The sequence below is a fragment of the Enterococcus sp. C74 genome (genome assembly GCF_040887125.1).
GTDB classification, from domain to species: Bacteria; Bacillota; Bacilli; order Lactobacillales; family Enterococcaceae; genus Enterococcus_B; species Enterococcus_B hirae.
In genome coordinates this window covers 16,525-34,532 of sequence record NZ_JBFOFA010000003.1, presented here as the reverse complement: position 1 = coordinate 34,532, position 18,008 = coordinate 16,525, and the positions used below count along the sequence as shown (strand labels likewise).

The window sequence follows — 18,008 nt, the reverse complement described above, 5'->3', positions numbered from 1 at the left end:
TATAGTTATCTAAAATAACTAATAAATATCCCTATTCTCTTTTCTCTTTTTCATCTTTTTTTACTGCTTTATTTAAAATAACTATTATTTTTTATTTTTATATTTATAAAAGAACAAAAAAAGCATTCCGCCAAAATAAATTGGACAAAATGCTGCGAATCTTTTTATGTATGATTTGTTCATTTTTGAATGTATCCTCTTAGAGTTGGATCTTCCTGATTCTTTTCGTTTCATCATTAACATTTAACTGAAAACTTTTTCAACGAAATTGACGATCATATTTAATCTGCGATTCCTGCTCTCTAAAACAATTTAATGTACGTAAGTATCGTTTAGCCGATTTTAAATGTTCAGCTAGTGGTTTTTTTTCTCCAAGATAAGTATAATAATTAGCTAACACGACTCTTTTTACCTCGTCTTTAGTGATGGTCTCTAATTTTAGCTTTTTGATGGTTTCTTTTGCAATTTTGACTGGCATTTTTTGTAAGAAAAAGTAATTGACCAGCGCATGTATATGCCCCCCTTGGATCGGTTCTCTTTGATTAACTCATCACAACGTTCCCTTATATCCCTTTTCCCTTTGTTAATCTCATCTGCTGAGAGTTTACCATCAAAAATCGGTGGAAATAATGGAATCTCATAACGATCACTTAATCGATTACTGATTCTTCTACTTGCACCTATGGAAATCAATGTATTTTCTATTTCTTTCCTTCGCCAGAGCCAATCATCCTTTTTTTGTACGATATGATCACAATACTTCTCAATGATGCTCACCTTTAATGCATCTGAAGAAACCGGCAAAGAAAAATCAAACCCATCAATCACATGGAGTGTTTCCTTTAGTGGTCTCTCTGTAAATAATAGAAAATGAACAATAGCCTTCATTCCTTTTTCATTACCTAAATCCTTTAAAAACGAGTGACAACGATTCAATTGTCCAGATAAACGTCCAGCTTTGGGGAATAACTCTTCATTTACATGGTTATTGATCAACGTGACTAATTCTTGATTCGCTCCCCTTAAGGCAAGGGCATTTTCACTTGATTTTTTCCACTCAATGAGCCCTAATTTATTAAAAGATGCTTGGCACTCCTTAACAAGTCTTACTTCTTCTTTGATAGTCAAATAACTATTATCAAGAACAACATTTACTTTTGAAGGGATTTTTGTAAAAATTTCCTCAAGAATATCTGGAGGCAGCTCTTGAAGCACGAGATAATTCCGTGTTGCCAATCGGTCAAAACGTTCACAACGTTGGACTACTTCATCAATGAGTGTTTGAGACGACTTCATCTTCAAAGAAGGAAGCAAGGTGACATTTAGTATCTTACTCAATTGATCGATCTGCATTCGATTCATTCCTCGTAAAACAAGATATTCCTCACATAGTTTCTTTCCAAAAGTTTCCTCAGATCCTATCAACATCGATTGGCACTTGTACACTTCCTCGAATTGTTTCTGTAAATAAAATTTATTGATAGTTTTAGGAAACCTTAGATCTCTAAAAATTTTATCAACATACTTGGGCGCTGTATTTTGTAACAATAAGTATTTTTGAATCGCTACAAAGCCTATTTTTGGTCCTAAGTCTTCTAAAAAAGAATTGCACCGATCAACTAATGTGCTAATTGCCCCTCTTTTAGTCATATCTATCATTGGGAATATTGATTGATCGATGTATTCATTCATTTGATGAAGCTGTTGTAAACTAGGATAAGTTAAAATAAAATAATTCTCGAATTTTTTTCTGCCCATTTCTGATCCTAATTCTCGAACAAATTGGCTATATTTTATATATCTAGTTAAACAAAAATGGAAATTTTTTCGGTCCTCATCATTCATAGAATCTTTTATTCGCTCTATGACTTCGATATTGATTGCAGGAGAGAAATCTTCCAACATAAGGTAATTATTGACTGATTTAACTCCATTTACTTTGTTTGGATACCAGTAATTTAAAAAACTTTGGCAATATTTGACTGCTTTAGTTATTTTCTCCTCCTTTGATAAAGGTTCATCTTTCAAGGAAGGCAATAAATTGATGTTTAAAATTTCTCCTATCCGATTGAAAAATTTACGATCTACTCCTTGTAGAACTAGCCGATTTTCTACTTCTGTTGCCCCCATATTATTATAATAGAGCGTTGTAACGAGAAGGTCTTTATACTCTTTTTGATTGATTGTCTTGGGTAATTGAACTTCATTAAGTATATCCTTCGCTCTGTCTGCTGTTGTATTTTGCAACAATAAATAATATTGAACAGCTAATAATCCTTCTGTCTCACCGAAATCCTCTAAAAAAACATTACATCTTTTGGCCGTCAAAGTAATTTGTTTAGAGTATCTGGAATTCTCCCATGTAGGAAACAAAAATTCTCCAATTGTTGCACTTATTTTGTTGTATTCAGATCGAGGAAGTTCATTTAAAATGAGTTGATTTTCAATTGCTTTTATCCCTTCATTTGTGCCATATTTGACCAATGTTTCATTGAACTTTTTATGTAATTGTTTTTTCTTTTCTATCTTTTTAAAAAATCCATGTTTGTTCACAGTTCCCTTAAAAACTAGTCCTTCAACAATTTCTTTAGTCAATTCTGGACTCAGGTCATGTAGCATAAGATAATTTGTAATAGCTTTTTTTCCTATCGCACTATTAAAAACATTTAGCAGCGATTGACAGTATTGAGTGGCTTCGTTAACTATCTCTTGCTGGGTTTTATCCTTAAATATTGGTAAGAAATCCATCTTCTTGATTTGACTGACTGTATCTATAGACTTTCGATTTGCACCTTCCACTAATAAATGGTGTTCGATACTTCGTTTTTCATCTATCTCTTTGATTTTCTCTAATAAATAGCAAACATAACTATCCCTATCTAAATAGAACAAAGTTCTTTTCATTTCTCTTTCCCTTCTCGTTTATTCATTGAGCTTAAGTATAAAGTGGAAAATAGGGAGAAACGTTCCTTTTTTTTCAAAAAAAAAAAAACTATTGAAATCCCCTAATAGAAAAGCCGCTTCAACTAACGAATGAATCCCATCGGCAACATTAACACAAAAAAACGGTGTGCAAGTGTTCGTTCTTTGAAATGGATCTGATGTTTTGGAGACAGCATATAGTGTCTCCAAAGCATCAGATCCATCCAATCGAACGGAGCTTACACAACCGTTATTCGTCTCAAGCTAAACAATAACCCCATTTAAGTAAAGATCGATCAAAGTCGCCACATCAAAAGGCTGTTCCTCTGAATGACCAGATTCAGTAATATAAGGGGCTAGTAAAAGGAAAAAATGTTTCGCTGCCAGTTCCTGTGTGACGTTTTTTCGTAATAGTTGTTGATGATTGGCAAAAATCTTTTCAAAAGGTTCCCGATAATTCTTTTTCCATAAACAAAACAAATGATTTCTTGTTTCAGCTGAAAGATTGAGCTTCAAATCATGCAGCATCATAAACAAATCAATGAGATGGGTTTCGATAAGATATTCAGCCATCTTAGTCAACGTTTGTTGAAAATCATCGGCACTCGTTGCGGCGATCTTCCTCAAATCGTCCCCTACTGTTTTCAAATGTTGTTCCAGAACTGCCTGGTAAAGTTTTTCTTTGTCACTAAAGTAATGATAAAGATTGGGTTGGGTAATCCCGGCGTTCTTAGCAATTTCACGAGTAGACGTGCCGAGATAGCCTTTTGACATAAACAAATGATTGGCTTCATGTAAAATCTTTTTTTGCGTGTCTTTGTTATAGCGATGAACCACATACACACCTTCTTTTTATGCTTATTCTGTTTTTTCTTGAAAAACACCGTCTTCCATCATAAACACTTTATCACATTTGTCAATCAGGCGTGTATCATGGGTGACCATAATGATGGCTTTATTTTTTTCTTTCGATTCTTTCGCTAAAATATCTACGACTTCTCTTGCTTTTTCTGAATCTAAACTGGCTGTTGGTTCATCTGCTAAAATAATGGACGGATCGTTGTAAAGCGCTCTAGCAATGGCGACTCTTTGCCGTTCTCCTCCTGATAATTCTTCTGGATATTTGTTGACCAATTCGGCAACACCTAACTGTTCAAATAGTTCATTCGCTTCTTTCTGACGATTCTCATGTTTGACTTTATCCACTAATATCAATTGCTTTTTGACCGATAAAAATGGAACCAAATTAGACGCTTGTAAAATAAATCCGATTTCCTTAAAACGTAATTTTACCCGCTGATTCTCAGGTTGAGCACTAAATTCTTGCCCATTGATCAAAACAGACCCTTTACTAGGCGTTTGTAAGCCACCTGCAATGGTCAAGAAAGTACTTTTTCCTGAACCAGAAGGACCGATGATCGCAACAAATTCGCCTTTATCTACACTAACATTGGTTTTTTTCAGTGCGTGGACGATTTGATCACCATCTTTGAAATTCTTTTCGACATCTTTAAATTCGATTGCTTTCATTTTTTTCATCTCCTAACCAATTGCCTTCAATGGATCGATTTTTACAATTGCTCGTACCGAAAACAGCGCACCTAAAATGGCGACCACTAACATCAAAACACTGATAACTCCGAAAAATAACCAATTACTTTGAAAAGGTACGGTATCTGGTAAAAGGAACGAGGTCCCCACTGTTCCCAACAAGCCAAGACCGATCCCAAAGAATGAGAGTAAGAAAGTTTGGGCCACTACTGAGCGAGCGATAAACCCTCCTGTCATTCCTTGCGCCTTCAAAACACCAAAAATATTGATTTTTTGCATGGTCAACACATAAATGAAAATTCCGATTACAATCGCTGCAATCACGATCAAAAAGCCGATCATAAAACCAAAAGTGAGTACTTGCGCACTATAGCCAGGTAATTCATTGATAAATTTAGAAATGCTGATTTTTTCAAGATCATTTGGTAAATCATCTATCTGCCCTCTAACAACCACAGCGTTGATTCGAGCATTCTCACTTGTATCTGTTTTTTCAAAACGAATTTCTTGGTAAGCATCAAGTGTTGTATATAAAACTGGCGATACATTGAACTTCGCATTTTCGGTAAATCCAGTTAATCGAAAGGTTTTGTCATTACCAGAAAGTTTAACTGTATCGCCAATTCCTAGACCATACTCTTCTTTTAAGCTAATATCACCCACTGCTTCATCGTTCCCAACAAAGGCCTTACCTTCAACAATATTAGGCATGATAAATTGATCTGGATCAATACCAAAAAAACTCACATTGATTTTTCCTGCCTCATCGTTGTCTTTACTGGTTACGACACCTGGTGTTTGTGCCAAGTAAGCCACCTTATCCCCTTTTACTTCTTGCGCTGTCTTTTTCGTTATCATTGACATCCCTAGGTTCGTATTGGCATCTTTTGACAGTACAATATAGTCTGCCTCCCACTTATCGACAGCCGTTCGGTTATCTTGTGCCAGTCCATACGCTAAACCGGTTAAAAAAAAGACCAAATATGCAATTAAAAACATCACCCCAGCAACCAACGCATAGCGTAATTTTGAATGTATGATTTCATTTAATGCTAAAAACATCTAACTCCTCCTTTAAAAGTTTATCAAACAATAATACAAGTTTATCACTTGATAAATTTTTAGAGGAATAATCTGCTCACAAAAAAACGGGACTGAGACAAAAGTTGTCTCAGTCTCTTCTAGTATCTCTAAAAACGGATAAACGGCGTTCAAAAAGCAACTCCTCAACAATAAGCGATGATTTTCTAAAATAGGAGGAGCTATTTTAAAAACTCCTCTCTTATTCGCTCGGAGCTAAACGCTTCTTTCACAGCCTATTGCTAAACGGTGTTCAAACATCAGCTCCTTGAAATAAGCCTGAATTTTTCAAAACATGAGGAGCTGTTTCAAAAAATTCTTTCTTATTGTCATCAGAGCTACCCGATGTTTTCACGACCTCTGATTCACGGTGTTCAAAGAGCTGACCTTCGGCGATAAGTCAAAAAATCTCAAAACATGGGAAGCTGTTTCGAGATTTCCATCCTTAATGCTCCTGCGATTACTCGTCGCAGTTTTTACTTGGTGAGCGCTCAGGTCAAAACACTCTTTTCACGACCTCTTGTTCACGGTGAGACAAAAGTAGCATCTTCGGAAATTCCTTCTTATTTCTTGATGCTGAACACTTTTGTCTCAACCTCGTTTGATTATCGCTATAAAACTGGTTAATATCTTGTTGAAATATTCTTTCCTAAAATAAGCACGATCATTCAAAAATTCTATCCAAAATCACTATCTGTTCAAGCTATTTTGCTACTTAATCCCTATTGATAAACCGATTTTTTGTCTTAACACATGAAACGATTTTCTCTCAATTTTGCGTTTTTGATGTCTTCAACAGTTTGAGTTCCAGCTAATTGCATGACCATTTCAAGTTCTGTTTTGAAAAAATCAAATACTTGTTTGATCCCTGTACTTCCACCTAAAGAAAGTCCATAAATGGCTGGTCTACCAATGGCAACTAAATCAGCTCCTGAAGCAATCGCTTTAAAGACATGTTGCCCTCGTCTAACACCGCTATCAAATACGATAGGTACACGTTTATCCACAGCTTCAGCTACATAGCGTAATGAATCAAAAGAAGCTGGACCACCATCTAACTGTCTACCACCATGATTGGAGACCCAAATCCCTTGTGCACCAGCATCAAGAGAACGATACACATCATCTTCTGATTGTACCCCTTTGACATAAACTGGCAACTCTGAATGGGTCGTAATAAATTCGATATCTTTTGGACTTAATTTTTGTTTAGACGATTTATAGACTGCATCCATCGTTTGACCGACTCCCGATTGGTAAGCTTGAACGATTGGCATGGGCAACGGAAAAGTAAAACCATTTCGCCGATCTGTTTCACGATTTCCGCCAACTGTTGCATCAGCTGTTAAAACAACCGCCTTTGCTCCGTTTCTTTTTGCCATTTCCAAGATATCCAAGTTGATCCCATCGTCCTTACTCATATAAAACTGAAACCATTGAGGAGCTTCAGGACCACCAGCTGCTCTAATTTCTTCCAAGGTACAAGAAGCGTAAGAACTAGCTGTATAGATCGTTCCAAATTCTGATACTCCTTTAGCCGAAGCTTTTTCAGCTTGTTCATGGGCTAATCCATGCGCTGCTACTGGTGCCATAATGATTGGTGCGGCTAATGTTTCATCAGAAAAATAGGTCGTTGTATCAGGTAATTCCACATCTTTCAAAACATGAGGGATAACCAATTGATGATTAAAGGCTTTTTGATTTTCTCGATAAGTAAACAAATCCCCTGCACCACTACTGATATAGCCATATCCACCACTAGGGATTACTTGAGTAGCTGCTAATTCCAGATCTTCCATATTGATGAAATCAATCATCCCTTCATGTGTACCAGCTTGATAAACTTTTTCCATAATAAAGCCTTCTTTCTCTCGAATTAAGAACCATGAATTTTATGATAGCGTTTGCATTATTATCGTACCTCTCAAAAATGATACAGGCAAATAATCTGTTTGAACTCTAGCAGTAAAGTAGTAGTAAAATAATAGAGAGATTTTCTAGGAAAGCTTCAATATTATGGTTGAAAAGAAGAGACTAAGCCAAAACCTGCCTCAGCCTCTTCTAGTATCTCTAAAAACAGGCTTACTTCTATCCTCTGGAAATCGCCCTGGAAGAAAAAGGTATAGATTGTCAGAGGGAACTCCTGCTTCATTTGCGATGCTTATTTTTCTGGAATATAAGCTTCTCCTTGAGCGAATAGCACTGCTTCTCCACCAATCATGATCCGCTCCCCTCGTAACTCACAATCAAGGTAGCCACCTCTTGGTGAAAGCTGATGGGCAATCATTTTTTTCTTACTTAATTTATTTGCCCAATAAGGAATAAGATTGGAATGAGCAGAACCGCAAACGGGATCTTCATTGATCGTTAATTTCGGGAAAAATGTACGAGAAACAAAATCTTCCTTCTGACCACGTGCGGTCACGATCACGCCAACGCCCAAATCAAAATTTTTAATAGCTGAAAAGTTTGGTTGCAACTGTTTTACGGTTTCTTCATCTGTCAGTTCAAAAAATAAATCTCGCGCTAAATAAGCAGCTTTGATTTTTGCACCGATCGCTTTTTCGTATTCAGGTAAAATTGCTACTTTTTTAGGCATGATACTTGGAAAATCCATATAGTAAGTTTCTTGTTGTTTTGTCACAAGAAGTTCGCCACTTTGACTAGTAAATTTGATTGTTTCTTCCTCTACCCCATAATAATTGAACAAAACAAACGCTGTTGCTAAAGTAGCATGTCCACATAAGTCGATTTCACGATCCGGAGTAAACCAACGTAACTCATAGTGTTCCTCCTTTTTGACAGTAAATGCTGTTTCAGATAAGTTATTCTCAATAGCAATTTTTTGCATCACTGTATCTGGTAACCACTTCTCTAAAACGTAGACTGCTGCTGGATTCCCTTTAAACACTTCTTGTGTGAATGCATCAACAACATAATAACTTAACTTCATTTTATTCAGACTCCTTAACTTTTTGATAAATATATTCTGCACAACATAGATCTTCAATCGCTAAGCCAACGGCATCAAAAATCGTGATTGTTTCTTGTTGGTCTTTTAGTAATCTTTTTCCTGAAACCAATTCACTTAACGAGCCTGAGATCGCTGATTCTGATAATTCTCCTTCAGCAATCGGAATCAGTAGATCCCCACTTTCTTTCATTGCAGCTTCATAATCATCGACATAGATGGCACTGCTTTTCATCAATTCACTAGTGATTTCACGTGTATCTGGTGTAAACGTACCAATAGCATTGATATGCGCACCAGGAGTAAGCCATTCTTTTTTCAAAAACGCCTCTTTACTAGGTGTTAGCGTACAAATGATCTCAGCTTGTTCCACTGTTTCTGCGAGTGTTTCTCCACTTGAAAATTCAATTTCCGGGTATGCTGTTTGCATCTCCTCAATAAATTGTTGACTTCTTTCTTTACTCAAGTCATATACAGATACTTTATTGATTGAACGTATAGCACAGATCGCATTCAAATGCGAGCTTGCTTGTTGTCCAGCCCCGATTAAAGCTAATGATGCCGCTTCTTTTTTCGCCAATATATCAGTGGCTAAAGCGGAAACTGCAGCGGTACGAATCCAAGTGACTGCATTCGCGTTGATTAGCGCTACAGGTACACCGTTTTTAGAATCAAATAATAGAATTTCCCCCAAATGTGAAGATAGTCCTTGTAAATGATTATCAGGAAATGCAGTAATGATTTTTGCACCAAAATAACGATCTTTACCAAGATAAGCAGGCATCATCGCAAAAACATTTTTGTTTTTACCATCTGGCAAAATCTCTACCATACGTGTATTTTGACTAATTTTTCCTTCGCCATAATCGCTAAAACACTGACGCATTACTTCAATTGCCTCTTGAAAATCTAATCGTGATACTGCTTCTTCAAAATCGATTTTTCTCATAAAAATCTCCCCCTCACGTCCATATATTATCATTGAATTATATACATTCAATAGTATAATTGTATGGAATACAATTTTAGAGGTGAATAAAATGCCCATAAATTCTTATGAAGATTATCCGATCACTTGGCGACCTGATAAAACAAAATTAACACGCCCCATCTATAAATCTCTGATCCAACAGCTAGAAGAAGATATTCTTACAAGTAAGTTACAAAAAAATACCCAACTTCCTTCTCAGAGAGAATTAGCCGACTATTTAGATATCAATTTTACAACTGTCGGTCAGGCCTATAAATATGGTATTGAGAAAGGTCTCTTGTACACCAATATTGGAAGTGGTACGTTCGTTTCCCCTAATGCTTTTACTTCAATCACGATTTCAACTAATCAAGTAGCTGAGCATGTGATTGATTTTGGATTAGTTAGTTCTTTTGAAGACTGCAACCATCTTGTCCTGCCTTTTATCCATTCAGTCAGTCTCAACCCCAATATCGTGGGTTTATTGAATTATCGTGACCCTATGGGAACCAATTTTCAATTAAAGACGGCAGTCGAGTGGTTACAGACTCAAGGGGTTCAAACAACGATTCATCATACCGCAATCGTTTCTGGTGTTCAAAATGGTCTTGCTGTGACACTTGCCGCCTTTTTTTCTCCTGGAGATCGAATCGCTATTGATCGATATACCTATTCCAATTTTATTGAGTTAGCGCATTTGTATCACTTAGAAGTAGTTCCGATCGATTTCGACCAAGAAGGAATGAAACCTGAATTATTGCTACAAGAGTGTCATAAAAAGAAAATAAAAGGGATTTATCTGATGCCTTCTTGTAGTAACCCCATTGGTTTTCAAATGTCTCTCCAACGGCGTAATGAATTGAAAGCTATTATTTCCAAAGAAAAGTTATTAGTTATTGAAGACGATATTCATTCTTTTTTAACGACCCATTTTCAACAACAAGTTTTGCCACCGTTTCAACAGCTGCTACCTGACCAAACCATTTACTTGTCAGGAATGACCAAATTCATTTGTTCAGGTCTTCGTGTAGCCTATCTTGTATTCCCAGAACGTTTAAGAGAACGAATTGAACGAGCAATCTTTAATATAAACGTCAAAACATCTGGTCTAGATGCAGAAATCATCACTCAAATCTTGCACTCACCAGAAACAGTCCAGAAAATCTTAACAACAAAATTAAAGCGAACAGCCGAAGCAAATGACTGCTTTGATGCGTATTTTGATTTACCTCGTCCTTCGAATCCTTATCCTTATTATCGAAATATTCCGATCCGAGCCGATATTTCTCCCTTAGATGTAGAACAACATTTTTTGAACAAAGGGATAAGAATCTATCACTCGAATCGCTTCACTAGTCAACAACAAGCTGATCCTTTTATCCGAATCGCCTTATCATCCAATCATTTGGAGATTTTAAAGAAAGGATTACGGATCATTAAAGAAGAAATCGATGCTTATTTATGATTTTTTAGTTTCTATTCTTAGGTATACTCAAAAAATCATTCAATCACTGGCAAACAAAAGAAGATCCATCACTCCCTTGATTTAGAACGTCTTCTCTTGCTATTGCGGTTCATCATTGAATCGATCATTTACTCGTAGTAAAAAAGTTTAGCACAACTTCATGCTCAACTTTTTTACTTCCTTAAGTAAGCCATTCGAATTGATTCGCCGTTCTTTCGATCACTTGGATAGCTGTCTTGACCCATGTTCCTTTAGAAACGTGACTTAAATGACTTGCATAACTTGTAGTCAGCTGTTTCAACGTTTGTTTCTTCTGTTGAAGTGTTTGTTTGGTCAAGTTTTTTCTATTTTGCGATGTGGCATGACTTGGTGTTGCAACAATAAGCCGTATGAGTTGTTTCTCCAATGTTCTTTGTAATTCTTCAAACATGTTTTTCTCCCATTTCGTTTTTATTAGTTATTAGATTCTTTCTCTAAAGCAGAATACTTCTCTACTAATGGACATTCAATGCGACATTCGATCATTCTTTTCTCTCTGCGAAAAATCCCTTCCGCCTCTTCTTTACTATCATTTAACAGATGATAGAACTGTTTTCTGTGGGGGGAAACATCAAAAAACAAAAAATCATGGAACTGGTCTGCTAAGTGATCTAAGTAATGATCAAATTTACTTTTTTCTTTCTTTAGTTGGTCGAGTTGATTTTCTAATTGTTTTTTTTCTGAATATAACTGTTTTTCCATAGGTTGAGACTGTCCTTTACCTTTTTTCATCCATAACCCCTCCATTTTATGAAAGATATTGGGACAATGTTTTATCTGTCCTCACCTGTTCTTCAATGGTGGTTACTATCTGTTTCAGCAGCGTATCTAATTCATATTGGACCTTTTGCAATAGGGTTAGTTGTTGTTCATAGGTATCCACTGGCTGACGGACTAGTGTGTACTCTGTCACCTGATTTTCTGCCAGAATAGCCATTTTTTCGGTATCATTCAAATGTTCACCCCAGCGGTTCGTATCCCGTTTCGTTTGGCTCCAAAGAAGATTAGCCTGTTCAATCTCCTTGTTTAGCCACTTGACCACTGTGTCTATCTCAGATTGAATCGCTTGTTTGTATCCCAAGGTAATCGTTCTCGCTTGCATCGCATCTAAAAAAATCTCTTGTGAAGAAGAAATTCCTTTACCGCTGTGACTAAATTGATGATGAATCTCAGCGAGCCGATCCAACTCTTTGCTTGTCTGATGTTTTGCTAATTGGATAATCCCTTTAGACTGTGTCACTAGATTCCCATCTTGATCAAATAAATAACCGCCCAACATATGCTGTTTGCCCAACTTCACTTTTTTAGATGTTACTTCAATTATTGTGCCCACTTGTTTTTTTGTCAGTGAATACCCGATTGGTACTAAATCTCTTGTGTCAATAAAATTGAAAATCTTTCCTTCATTCGTTAATTTATCTGCCGCTGCTTGTTGTCTGGGATTTAAAATACTGTAAATGTTGGGGCCTTGGTAGAGATATACTCCCTCTAGCCGATCATGAAAAGCAGTCGGCAAATCTGAAATAGCATATTGTCCATTCATTGAACCTAAAGAATGGCCGTATACTGAAACTTTGGCATTGGGATACATTTGCATGGTTTCTTGTAATGTATGCGCAGCAGACTTTAATTGCGGCATCGCAGTTGCTCCTCCTTCATTGATCACTTGGACAGCCGTAGGAAGATTGTTTACTCCCCAATCTCGCCATACATCTCCAGGATTTACCAGTATTTTATTGATCCCTATCGAGCCTTGATAAAGGATAGTTATCTGTTTCACTTCTTTTGGCTTTTGCACTTTTGGATTTCCGTCGGTAATGATAAAACTTTTTTCTCCACTTTTTTTGTTATCTATTATCTTTGATACATAACCATATGTTTGACGATTCACTGAAATTTTTTTGTTCACTTCGAGATTCATATAGCTTTGGCTTATCATTCTTATTCTCTCTTCATCAGTCATCCTCATGACTGATCCGCTCTCTCAATCAGCCTATCTAGTTTTTCTGAGAGAACTAATCCATCATTCACTAATTGGTTCCTGCGCTCATTGACTACCAATCCTAATGTTAACTCTTTATCTTGATTAATGATCAATTCAACGTTGATTCCTCCTAAACGATTAGGTTCAATACTTTCGTAATCAATTTCATACGAATGGACGATTCCTTCAGCTGCTAATGCTTTGGGATCTAACCGTTTTAACTCAGATTCGATCAGTTGCGCTACTCGGTCACTCTTAATCATATTGACCATTTCTTCATTAAGCTGCTTTTGTTTCATGTACACAATCCCTCCGATTATGATTACTGCTATCCCTAAAATTTTCATTAAACGATACAACATTTTTTGTTTTTTCATAAATCCTCTTCCTGTTTTCTATCTATTTGACCAACACGTTCGTCATTCTCTTTTCATAATAGAGATACGCAAGTACTTGAAGATTTTTGTCAGATAAACCCAATTTTTTTGTTGATCTGGTTTCTTTTACGATTCATGCTTTTGGTTTGATGGATTATCCAAGAACACTCATGACTTTCATCATGGGTAGTTCCTGCTCAATTAGAAGAATGTAAACAAAAAAACATAGATTTGGAACAAACGTTGTTCCAGATCTATGTTTTTCTTATCGATTAAAGTAGGAAAAAAATTATTGTCTTCGTTTCTTAAGAAAATAGTTGCATCAAAAATCCTGAAATGATCAAGACGATTGCACCGCCTAAACGATTTCCCATTTGCGCAAAAGCAATTAGTTCCATTCGATTAGCCGCAGATAATACTGCTACGTTCCCTGTACCACCCATTGAGTTGTTACACAATCCAGCTGTAATGGTTGATTCAACTGGGTACAAACCGAATAAACGGCCCACGAATCCTGAAGTGAGCGAGATTGCTACAACACTTGTCAAACATAAAACAACGAATTGCCAAGTTAACGCTGAAGCTAAGACATTTAGATTCAATAGCGCAATCCCTATTCCTGCAAGGACAGCTGCTGTTAAATTCTTAACGATCAGATTATTGAACATAATTGCTGCATCCTCATAATAATCAGGTAAGAGATTTGTAATTTTACAAATCACGACAATGATAATCATGAACGCATACGCATGGATTTTTGGCACAAAGTAGTTGCCGATTTGTCCTAAAATAAAGAATGTCAATGACACCATTAGACCTACACCTAATTGAGGGATCGATGGTTTCACATTCCGTGGTTTACCGTCACCAAGATCGCCTTTTGCCATAAGTTTGCCTTCACCATTCAATTTAGGCATTGATTTTCCTGCACGAGCAACCAAAGCTGCTCCAATGATGGCTAAGACATTAGTCATTGCTGTAGCTGGGAGTAATTGAGAAATAATAGAGGAAGCATTCGTTCCTAAGACGTTCGCATAAATCGTAGATAATGGAACTGCGCCAGCTCCAACTCCTCCAGCCATTGCTGGTAAAGAGATATACAGTACGGAACGTCCAAACCCATTACCAATTAACATTCCAACTAGACCAACAGCAAAAAACGAGACAATCATTGAAATAAGTGCTACTGGAATGAAACGTACCGATGCTTTCATTAGTAAATTACGGTTCATCCCTAAAATACTCCCAGTGATTAAAGCTGCGATATAAAAATCTAAGAAACCCATGTTACTTACAAAATTTTCAGTAGCTTTCACCACGTATTCTGGTAATATACCAAAAGTCGCAATTGCAGCTGAGGCAAAGATCGCAAATACGGAACCTCCACCTAGATAACTTCTAACGATTGGGATTTTTGTACCAATAAAATGAAATAAATTCCCGAATATCACTAGAACAGCGATCGGACCAATCATATTCGTTGGTAATTTTCCAAGTGCCATTGCAACGATCAGGACTAATACCATAACAAAATAGATAGGAAGACTTACTCCAGTAATCTTAGTTGTCCAAAATCCTTCTTTTGTTTTTTCTTCAACTTTTGTAGTTGATTCTTCTCTTTGTGTCATTCATACAGATCCTTTCTGAATAAAAAAGCACGGTGAAAGGCTGAGGTACGTTGAAAAATAGTTCAATATCTGATTTTTATAGCTTCTTCATCAGGTGATTCCCATTTTTCACCTCGTTGCACCTAATCAGCTGCTTTCCTTTCACCGATTAACGTACTCTGTGTATGATTGTGCTCAACTAATCCTTCATTCACTTTGTTTTAGAAATTTGGTCAAGCTTATTTGTCTAACTCTTGGTATTCTGGTACCCATTTAGCAGATTCCACTGCTGCTTTGATATCAGTGATTTCTTCACGATTCAATTTTTGAGAAACAACAGATTTCGCTACTGTTTCTGCAATTGTTTGAGAAAATTCAGTGATCTTCGCAACTGGAGGTAAAATTGCTGCGCCTGGTTGTGTAACATCAACGATTCCACCTAATGCACGACTTGCTTGAGAAATGATCTCAGCATTCACACGTGTAGCCGTTGAAGCAATCAAACCAAGTCCTAACCCTGGATACATCAACGCATTGTTTGCTTGTCCGATTTGATAAGTTACTCCTTGGTATTCCACGTCTGCTGCCGGAATCCCAGTTCCTACTAATGCTTTCCCATCAGTCCATTCAATTAAATCTTTGGCTTTCGCTTCCGCTAATTTCGTTGGATTAGACAATGGCATGATGATTGGACGTGGTGTATGGCTTGCCATTTCCTTAACGATTTCTTCCGTAAACGCACCTGGTTGAGTCGATGTTCCAATCATGATTGTTGGATGAATTTCTTTTACGACCGCTTCTAAAGTTGTTAATTCAGCAGAATTAGTAAATTCAGATCGTTTTCGAGCAAAAGGAATTTGTCCTGGAGTCAAACCTTCTGTATCTTCAAATAATAACCCTTGTTTGTCTACTTGATAAAAGTGTTTTCGAGCTTCTTCTTCTGATACACCTTGACGAATCATTTCGTCTAATAGAATATTGGCAATACCTACGCCCGCAGTACCGGCTCCAAAAGTCAAAATAGTTTGGTCTTTCAATGATTCTCCAGAAATATTCAGTCCACCTAGTACACCAGCAAGAACAACAATCCCTGTTCCTTGGATATCATCATTGAAAGTAGTGATTTTATCTTCATATTTTTCTAAGATCGTTGCAGCATTTCCTCGTCCAAAATCTTCCCAATGTAGTAATAGTTCTGGGAAAAGATCCGTTGCTGCATCAACGAATTGATCGATAAATTCATAATATTTTTGTCCTGTCACACGACGATGGCGATTTCCTAAATACAATGGATTATTTAGTAATTCTTCATTATTTGTTCCTGCATCAATCGATACAGGTAATACTTGGGCAGGGTTGATTCCAGCAGCTGCTGTATAAACCATCAATTTACCGATCGCAATATCTACACCGTTGACTCCCCAGTCACCCATACCTAAGATTCCTTCTGCATCAGTCACCACGATCAAGCGAATGTCTCGACCGTCCGCAGCATTTTGTAAACTTGCTTTGATATTTTCTGGTTCATCAATTGAAAGAAACGCAGCATCTTGCGGTTTTAAGAAAATTTCATTGTATTGTTCGATTGAATCCGCAACGACTGGATCATAAACAACTGGCATAAACTCAACTAAATGTTGTCCCATTAATTTATAGAAAAGTGTCCGGTTTGTATTGAATAAATTCATTAAGAAGATTCGTTTTTCAAGTTCACTTTGTTTACTCAAATATTGTCCGTATGCTTGAATCGATTGTTCCTCTAACGTTTGGACTGTGCTTGGCAACATACCTGTAATCCCATATTTCGCACGTTCTTCTTTCGTAAAAGCTGTTCCTTTATTTAAAAATGGATTATTTAATAAGTTTAATCCTGTCAACATAGCTAATTCCTCCTAGGTTTTAGTAACAAGGGAAGTATAGGCGTGAGAAAAGAATATAGTCAAAACTAATACCTACCATAAATTTTATTTATATGTCACTTTTCCTTATAAACTATATTTTTATGAGCATTGCATTTGTATGACACTCTCGTTGAATACAATGACTCGCTTTCTGGCTTCATGACCAAATGAAGGAACGACCAACTACCGCGATTCACTTTCTTATTGTGTTGGTTAAAAAAATAAGATAAGATGAGAAAAATCTTTTGATTGGGGAAAACAAATGAAAGCATCTATCACAAGACAGCTACAACCTGATACCAAGCAAACGATCCGTGAATTGAAAGAACAGATCGAACAGCAGCGTCACTGCCAGTTTAAACTAGCTCCTGATTTTGCTGAACAAACGAACGACCAGATCCGCCATGTCCTTTGTTTTAAAGAAGAGACACTTATTGCCTATGCTTTTTTAAGTTTTTATGATGAGAGCGAACTAGAAGTGACAATGATCGTGCATGAAAATTTGGCTTGTTTACAACAACTACTTGATGAAATAATGCGATTCGCTCAAACCATCGGTCGAACAACGATTCTTTACATCACTGATCCACGTGACCTTTTTTTGAAAAATTACTTTGAGTCGAAAAAAGAATTGAACAAACAGTTTACTGAGTATCGGTTGATTCTTCAGCCAAACAAATTTAAACAGCTAGATTCTCCTTATCGACCACAAAAAGCTACTCTAAAGGAATCTTCCCTAATTGCCCAACTCCAATTAGGAGAAATTGGGGCAACGGTTCCTCCATTGTCATCTGAAGATTTAGAGAAAACAGTTGTTTTTCATAAAGAAAATCAACTGATTGCTTGTGCCCGAATCGAAGAGGATCTATCTTCCTATGGTATCTACGGCTTAGTCGTAGCACCGGCTTTTCGTGGTCAAGGGTTAGGTAAACTTTGCTTGAACCGTTTGATCCAAGAATTATTAATCAAAGAAGAAAAAGAAATTTATTTAGAAGTCGACGCAACCAATCAAATTGCATATGATTTATATGTAAACATGGGCTTTGAAAAGAAAAGTACATTTGATTACTATGTTTGCCAACTGACTAAATATTGAAAGCTGTCACTCCAAAGTATCACTAGAAATAAAACAGTTTTTCAG

Annotated in this window: 15 protein-coding genes; 2 read left to right on the top strand and 13 right to left on the bottom strand. The window is 36.6% G+C overall.

The annotated features are described in order from the left end of the window. Nucleotides 1-438 precede the first annotated feature (438 nt). The 7 genes from AB3H93_RS04675 to AB3H93_RS04645 all read right to left on the bottom strand — a co-directional run bounded on the left by AB3H93_RS04675 (nucleotide 439) and on the right by AB3H93_RS04645 (nucleotide 9,473). A complete protein-coding gene (locus tag AB3H93_RS04675) occupies nucleotides 439-2,904 on the bottom strand; it encodes a hypothetical protein (protein ID WP_368020221.1) in 2,466 nt (821 codons plus the stop codon). 282 nt (nucleotides 2,905-3,186) lie between these two features. Then, nucleotides 3,187-3,759: a TetR/AcrR family transcriptional regulator gene (locus tag AB3H93_RS04670; RefSeq protein ID WP_081128120.1), complete on the bottom strand. Its 573-nt coding sequence runs from the start codon at nucleotides 3,757-3,759 to the stop codon at nucleotides 3,187-3,189. A gap of 21 nt (nucleotides 3,760-3,780) precedes the next feature. Beyond that, nucleotides 3,781-4,452: an ABC transporter ATP-binding protein gene (locus AB3H93_RS04665; protein WP_010718656.1), complete on the bottom strand. Its 672-nt coding sequence runs from the start codon at nucleotides 4,450-4,452 to the stop codon at nucleotides 3,781-3,783. 12 nt (nucleotides 4,453-4,464) lie between these two features. Next, nucleotides 4,465-5,535: an ABC transporter permease gene (locus AB3H93_RS04660; RefSeq protein WP_368020220.1), complete on the bottom strand. Its 1,071-nt coding sequence runs from the start codon at nucleotides 5,533-5,535 to the stop codon at nucleotides 4,465-4,467. A gap of 764 nt (nucleotides 5,536-6,299) precedes the next feature. After that, on the bottom strand, nucleotides 6,300-7,406 hold the full coding sequence (locus AB3H93_RS04655) for an alpha-hydroxy-acid oxidizing protein (RefSeq protein WP_034699072.1): 1,107 nt from the start codon (nucleotides 7,404-7,406) through the stop codon (nucleotides 6,300-6,302). A gap of 308 nt (nucleotides 7,407-7,714) precedes the next feature. After that, the gene (locus AB3H93_RS04650; protein WP_010738028.1) at nucleotides 7,715-8,506 is read right to left on the bottom strand and encodes a PhzF family phenazine biosynthesis protein; all 792 of its coding nucleotides are present in this window, start codon (nucleotides 8,504-8,506) and stop codon (nucleotides 7,715-7,717) included. Nucleotide 8,507: 1 nt separating this feature from the next. Next, nucleotides 8,508-9,473: an ornithine cyclodeaminase family protein gene (locus AB3H93_RS04645; RefSeq protein ID WP_010738029.1), complete on the bottom strand. Its 966-nt coding sequence runs from the start codon at nucleotides 9,471-9,473 to the stop codon at nucleotides 8,508-8,510. Nucleotides 9,474-9,564: 91 nt separating this feature from the next. Between AB3H93_RS04645 and AB3H93_RS04640 the strand changes: the two genes are divergently transcribed. Then, nucleotides 9,565-10,959 carry a PLP-dependent aminotransferase family protein gene (locus tag AB3H93_RS04640; RefSeq protein WP_368020219.1) on the top strand — a complete coding sequence of 465 codons (1,395 nt, stop codon included), beginning with the start codon at nucleotides 9,565-9,567 and terminating at the stop codon, nucleotides 10,957-10,959. A 181-nt stretch (nucleotides 10,960-11,140) separates the two neighbouring features. On the opposite strand, the gene AB3H93_RS04635 is transcribed toward AB3H93_RS04640, so the two are convergent. The 6 genes from AB3H93_RS04635 to AB3H93_RS04610 form a co-directional block, all read right to left on the bottom strand. After that, entirely contained in the window at nucleotides 11,141-11,389 is a 249-nt protein-coding gene (locus AB3H93_RS04635; RefSeq protein ID WP_081128126.1) for a hypothetical protein, read from the bottom strand. A 23-nt stretch (nucleotides 11,390-11,412) separates the two neighbouring features. Then, nucleotides 11,413-11,730, bottom strand: a complete 318-nt coding sequence (locus AB3H93_RS04630) for a hypothetical protein (protein ID WP_081128129.1) — start codon at nucleotides 11,728-11,730, stop codon at nucleotides 11,413-11,415. Nucleotides 11,731-11,746: 16 nt separating this feature from the next. Further along, a complete protein-coding gene (locus AB3H93_RS04625; RefSeq protein WP_241546311.1) occupies nucleotides 11,747-12,937 on the bottom strand; it encodes a hypothetical protein in 1,191 nt (396 codons plus the stop codon). A 26-nt stretch (nucleotides 12,938-12,963) separates the two neighbouring features. Further along, nucleotides 12,964-13,359 (bottom strand): DUF1310 family protein, encoded by a 396-nt coding sequence (locus tag AB3H93_RS04620; protein ID WP_010718664.1) that lies wholly within the window; start codon nucleotides 13,357-13,359, stop codon nucleotides 12,964-12,966. Nucleotides 13,360-13,664: 305 nt separating this feature from the next. Continuing rightward, on the bottom strand, nucleotides 13,665-14,987 hold the full coding sequence (locus tag AB3H93_RS04615; RefSeq protein WP_010718665.1) for a 2-hydroxycarboxylate transporter family protein: 1,323 nt from the start codon (nucleotides 14,985-14,987) through the stop codon (nucleotides 13,665-13,667). 218 nt (nucleotides 14,988-15,205) lie between these two features. Further along, nucleotides 15,206-16,846, bottom strand: a complete 1,641-nt coding sequence (locus AB3H93_RS04610) for a malolactic enzyme (protein WP_368020218.1) — start codon at nucleotides 16,844-16,846, stop codon at nucleotides 15,206-15,208. 283 nt (nucleotides 16,847-17,129) lie between these two features. Between AB3H93_RS04610 and AB3H93_RS04605 the strand changes: the two genes are divergently transcribed. Continuing rightward, nucleotides 17,130-17,963 (top strand): N-acetyltransferase, encoded by an 834-nt coding sequence (locus tag AB3H93_RS04605; protein WP_010718667.1) that lies wholly within the window; start codon nucleotides 17,130-17,132, stop codon nucleotides 17,961-17,963. Nucleotides 17,964-18,008 lie beyond the last annotated feature (45 nt).

Bases quoted from the DNA above. Each gene is read 5' to 3' on its own strand.
- AB3H93_RS04650 (WP_010738028.1), bottom strand. From the start codon at position 8,506: ATGAAGTTAAGTTATTATGTTGTTGATGCATTCACACAAGAAGTGTTT.
- AB3H93_RS04620 (WP_010718664.1), bottom strand. From the start codon at position 13,359: ATGAAAAAACAAAAAATGTTGTATCGTTTAATGAAAATTTTAGGGATA.
- AB3H93_RS04625 (WP_241546311.1), bottom strand. From the start codon at position 12,937: ATGATAAGCCAAAGCTATATGAATCTCGAAGTGAACAAAAAAATTTCA.
- AB3H93_RS04610 (WP_368020218.1), bottom strand. From the start codon at position 16,846: ATGTTGACAGGATTAAACTTATTAAATAATCCATTTTTAAATAAAGGA.
- AB3H93_RS04640 (WP_368020219.1), top strand. From the start codon at position 9,565: ATGCCCATAAATTCTTATGAAGATTATCCGATCACTTGGCGACCTGAT.
- AB3H93_RS04645 (WP_010738029.1), bottom strand. From the start codon at position 9,473: ATGAGAAAAATCGATTTTGAAGAAGCAGTATCACGATTAGATTTTCAA.
- AB3H93_RS04630 (WP_081128129.1), bottom strand. From the start codon at position 11,730: ATGAAAAAAGGTAAAGGACAGTCTCAACCTATGGAAAAACAGTTATAT.
- AB3H93_RS04635 (WP_081128126.1), bottom strand. From the start codon at position 11,389: ATGTTTGAAGAATTACAAAGAACATTGGAGAAACAACTCATACGGCTT.
- AB3H93_RS04655 (WP_034699072.1), bottom strand. From the start codon at position 7,406: ATGGAAAAAGTTTATCAAGCTGGTACACATGAAGGGATGATTGATTTC.
- AB3H93_RS04660 (WP_368020220.1), bottom strand. From the start codon at position 5,535: ATGTTTTTAGCATTAAATGAAATCATACATTCAAAATTACGCTATGCG.
- AB3H93_RS04605 (WP_010718667.1), top strand. From the start codon at position 17,130: ATGAAAGCATCTATCACAAGACAGCTACAACCTGATACCAAGCAAACG.
- AB3H93_RS04615 (WP_010718665.1), bottom strand. From the start codon at position 14,987: ATGACACAAAGAGAAGAATCAACTACAAAAGTTGAAGAAAAAACAAAA.
- AB3H93_RS04665 (WP_010718656.1), bottom strand. From the start codon at position 4,452: ATGAAAGCAATCGAATTTAAAGATGTCGAAAAGAATTTCAAAGATGGT.
- AB3H93_RS04675 (WP_368020221.1), bottom strand. From the start codon at position 2,904: ATGAAAAGAACTTTGTTCTATTTAGATAGGGATAGTTATGTTTGCTAT.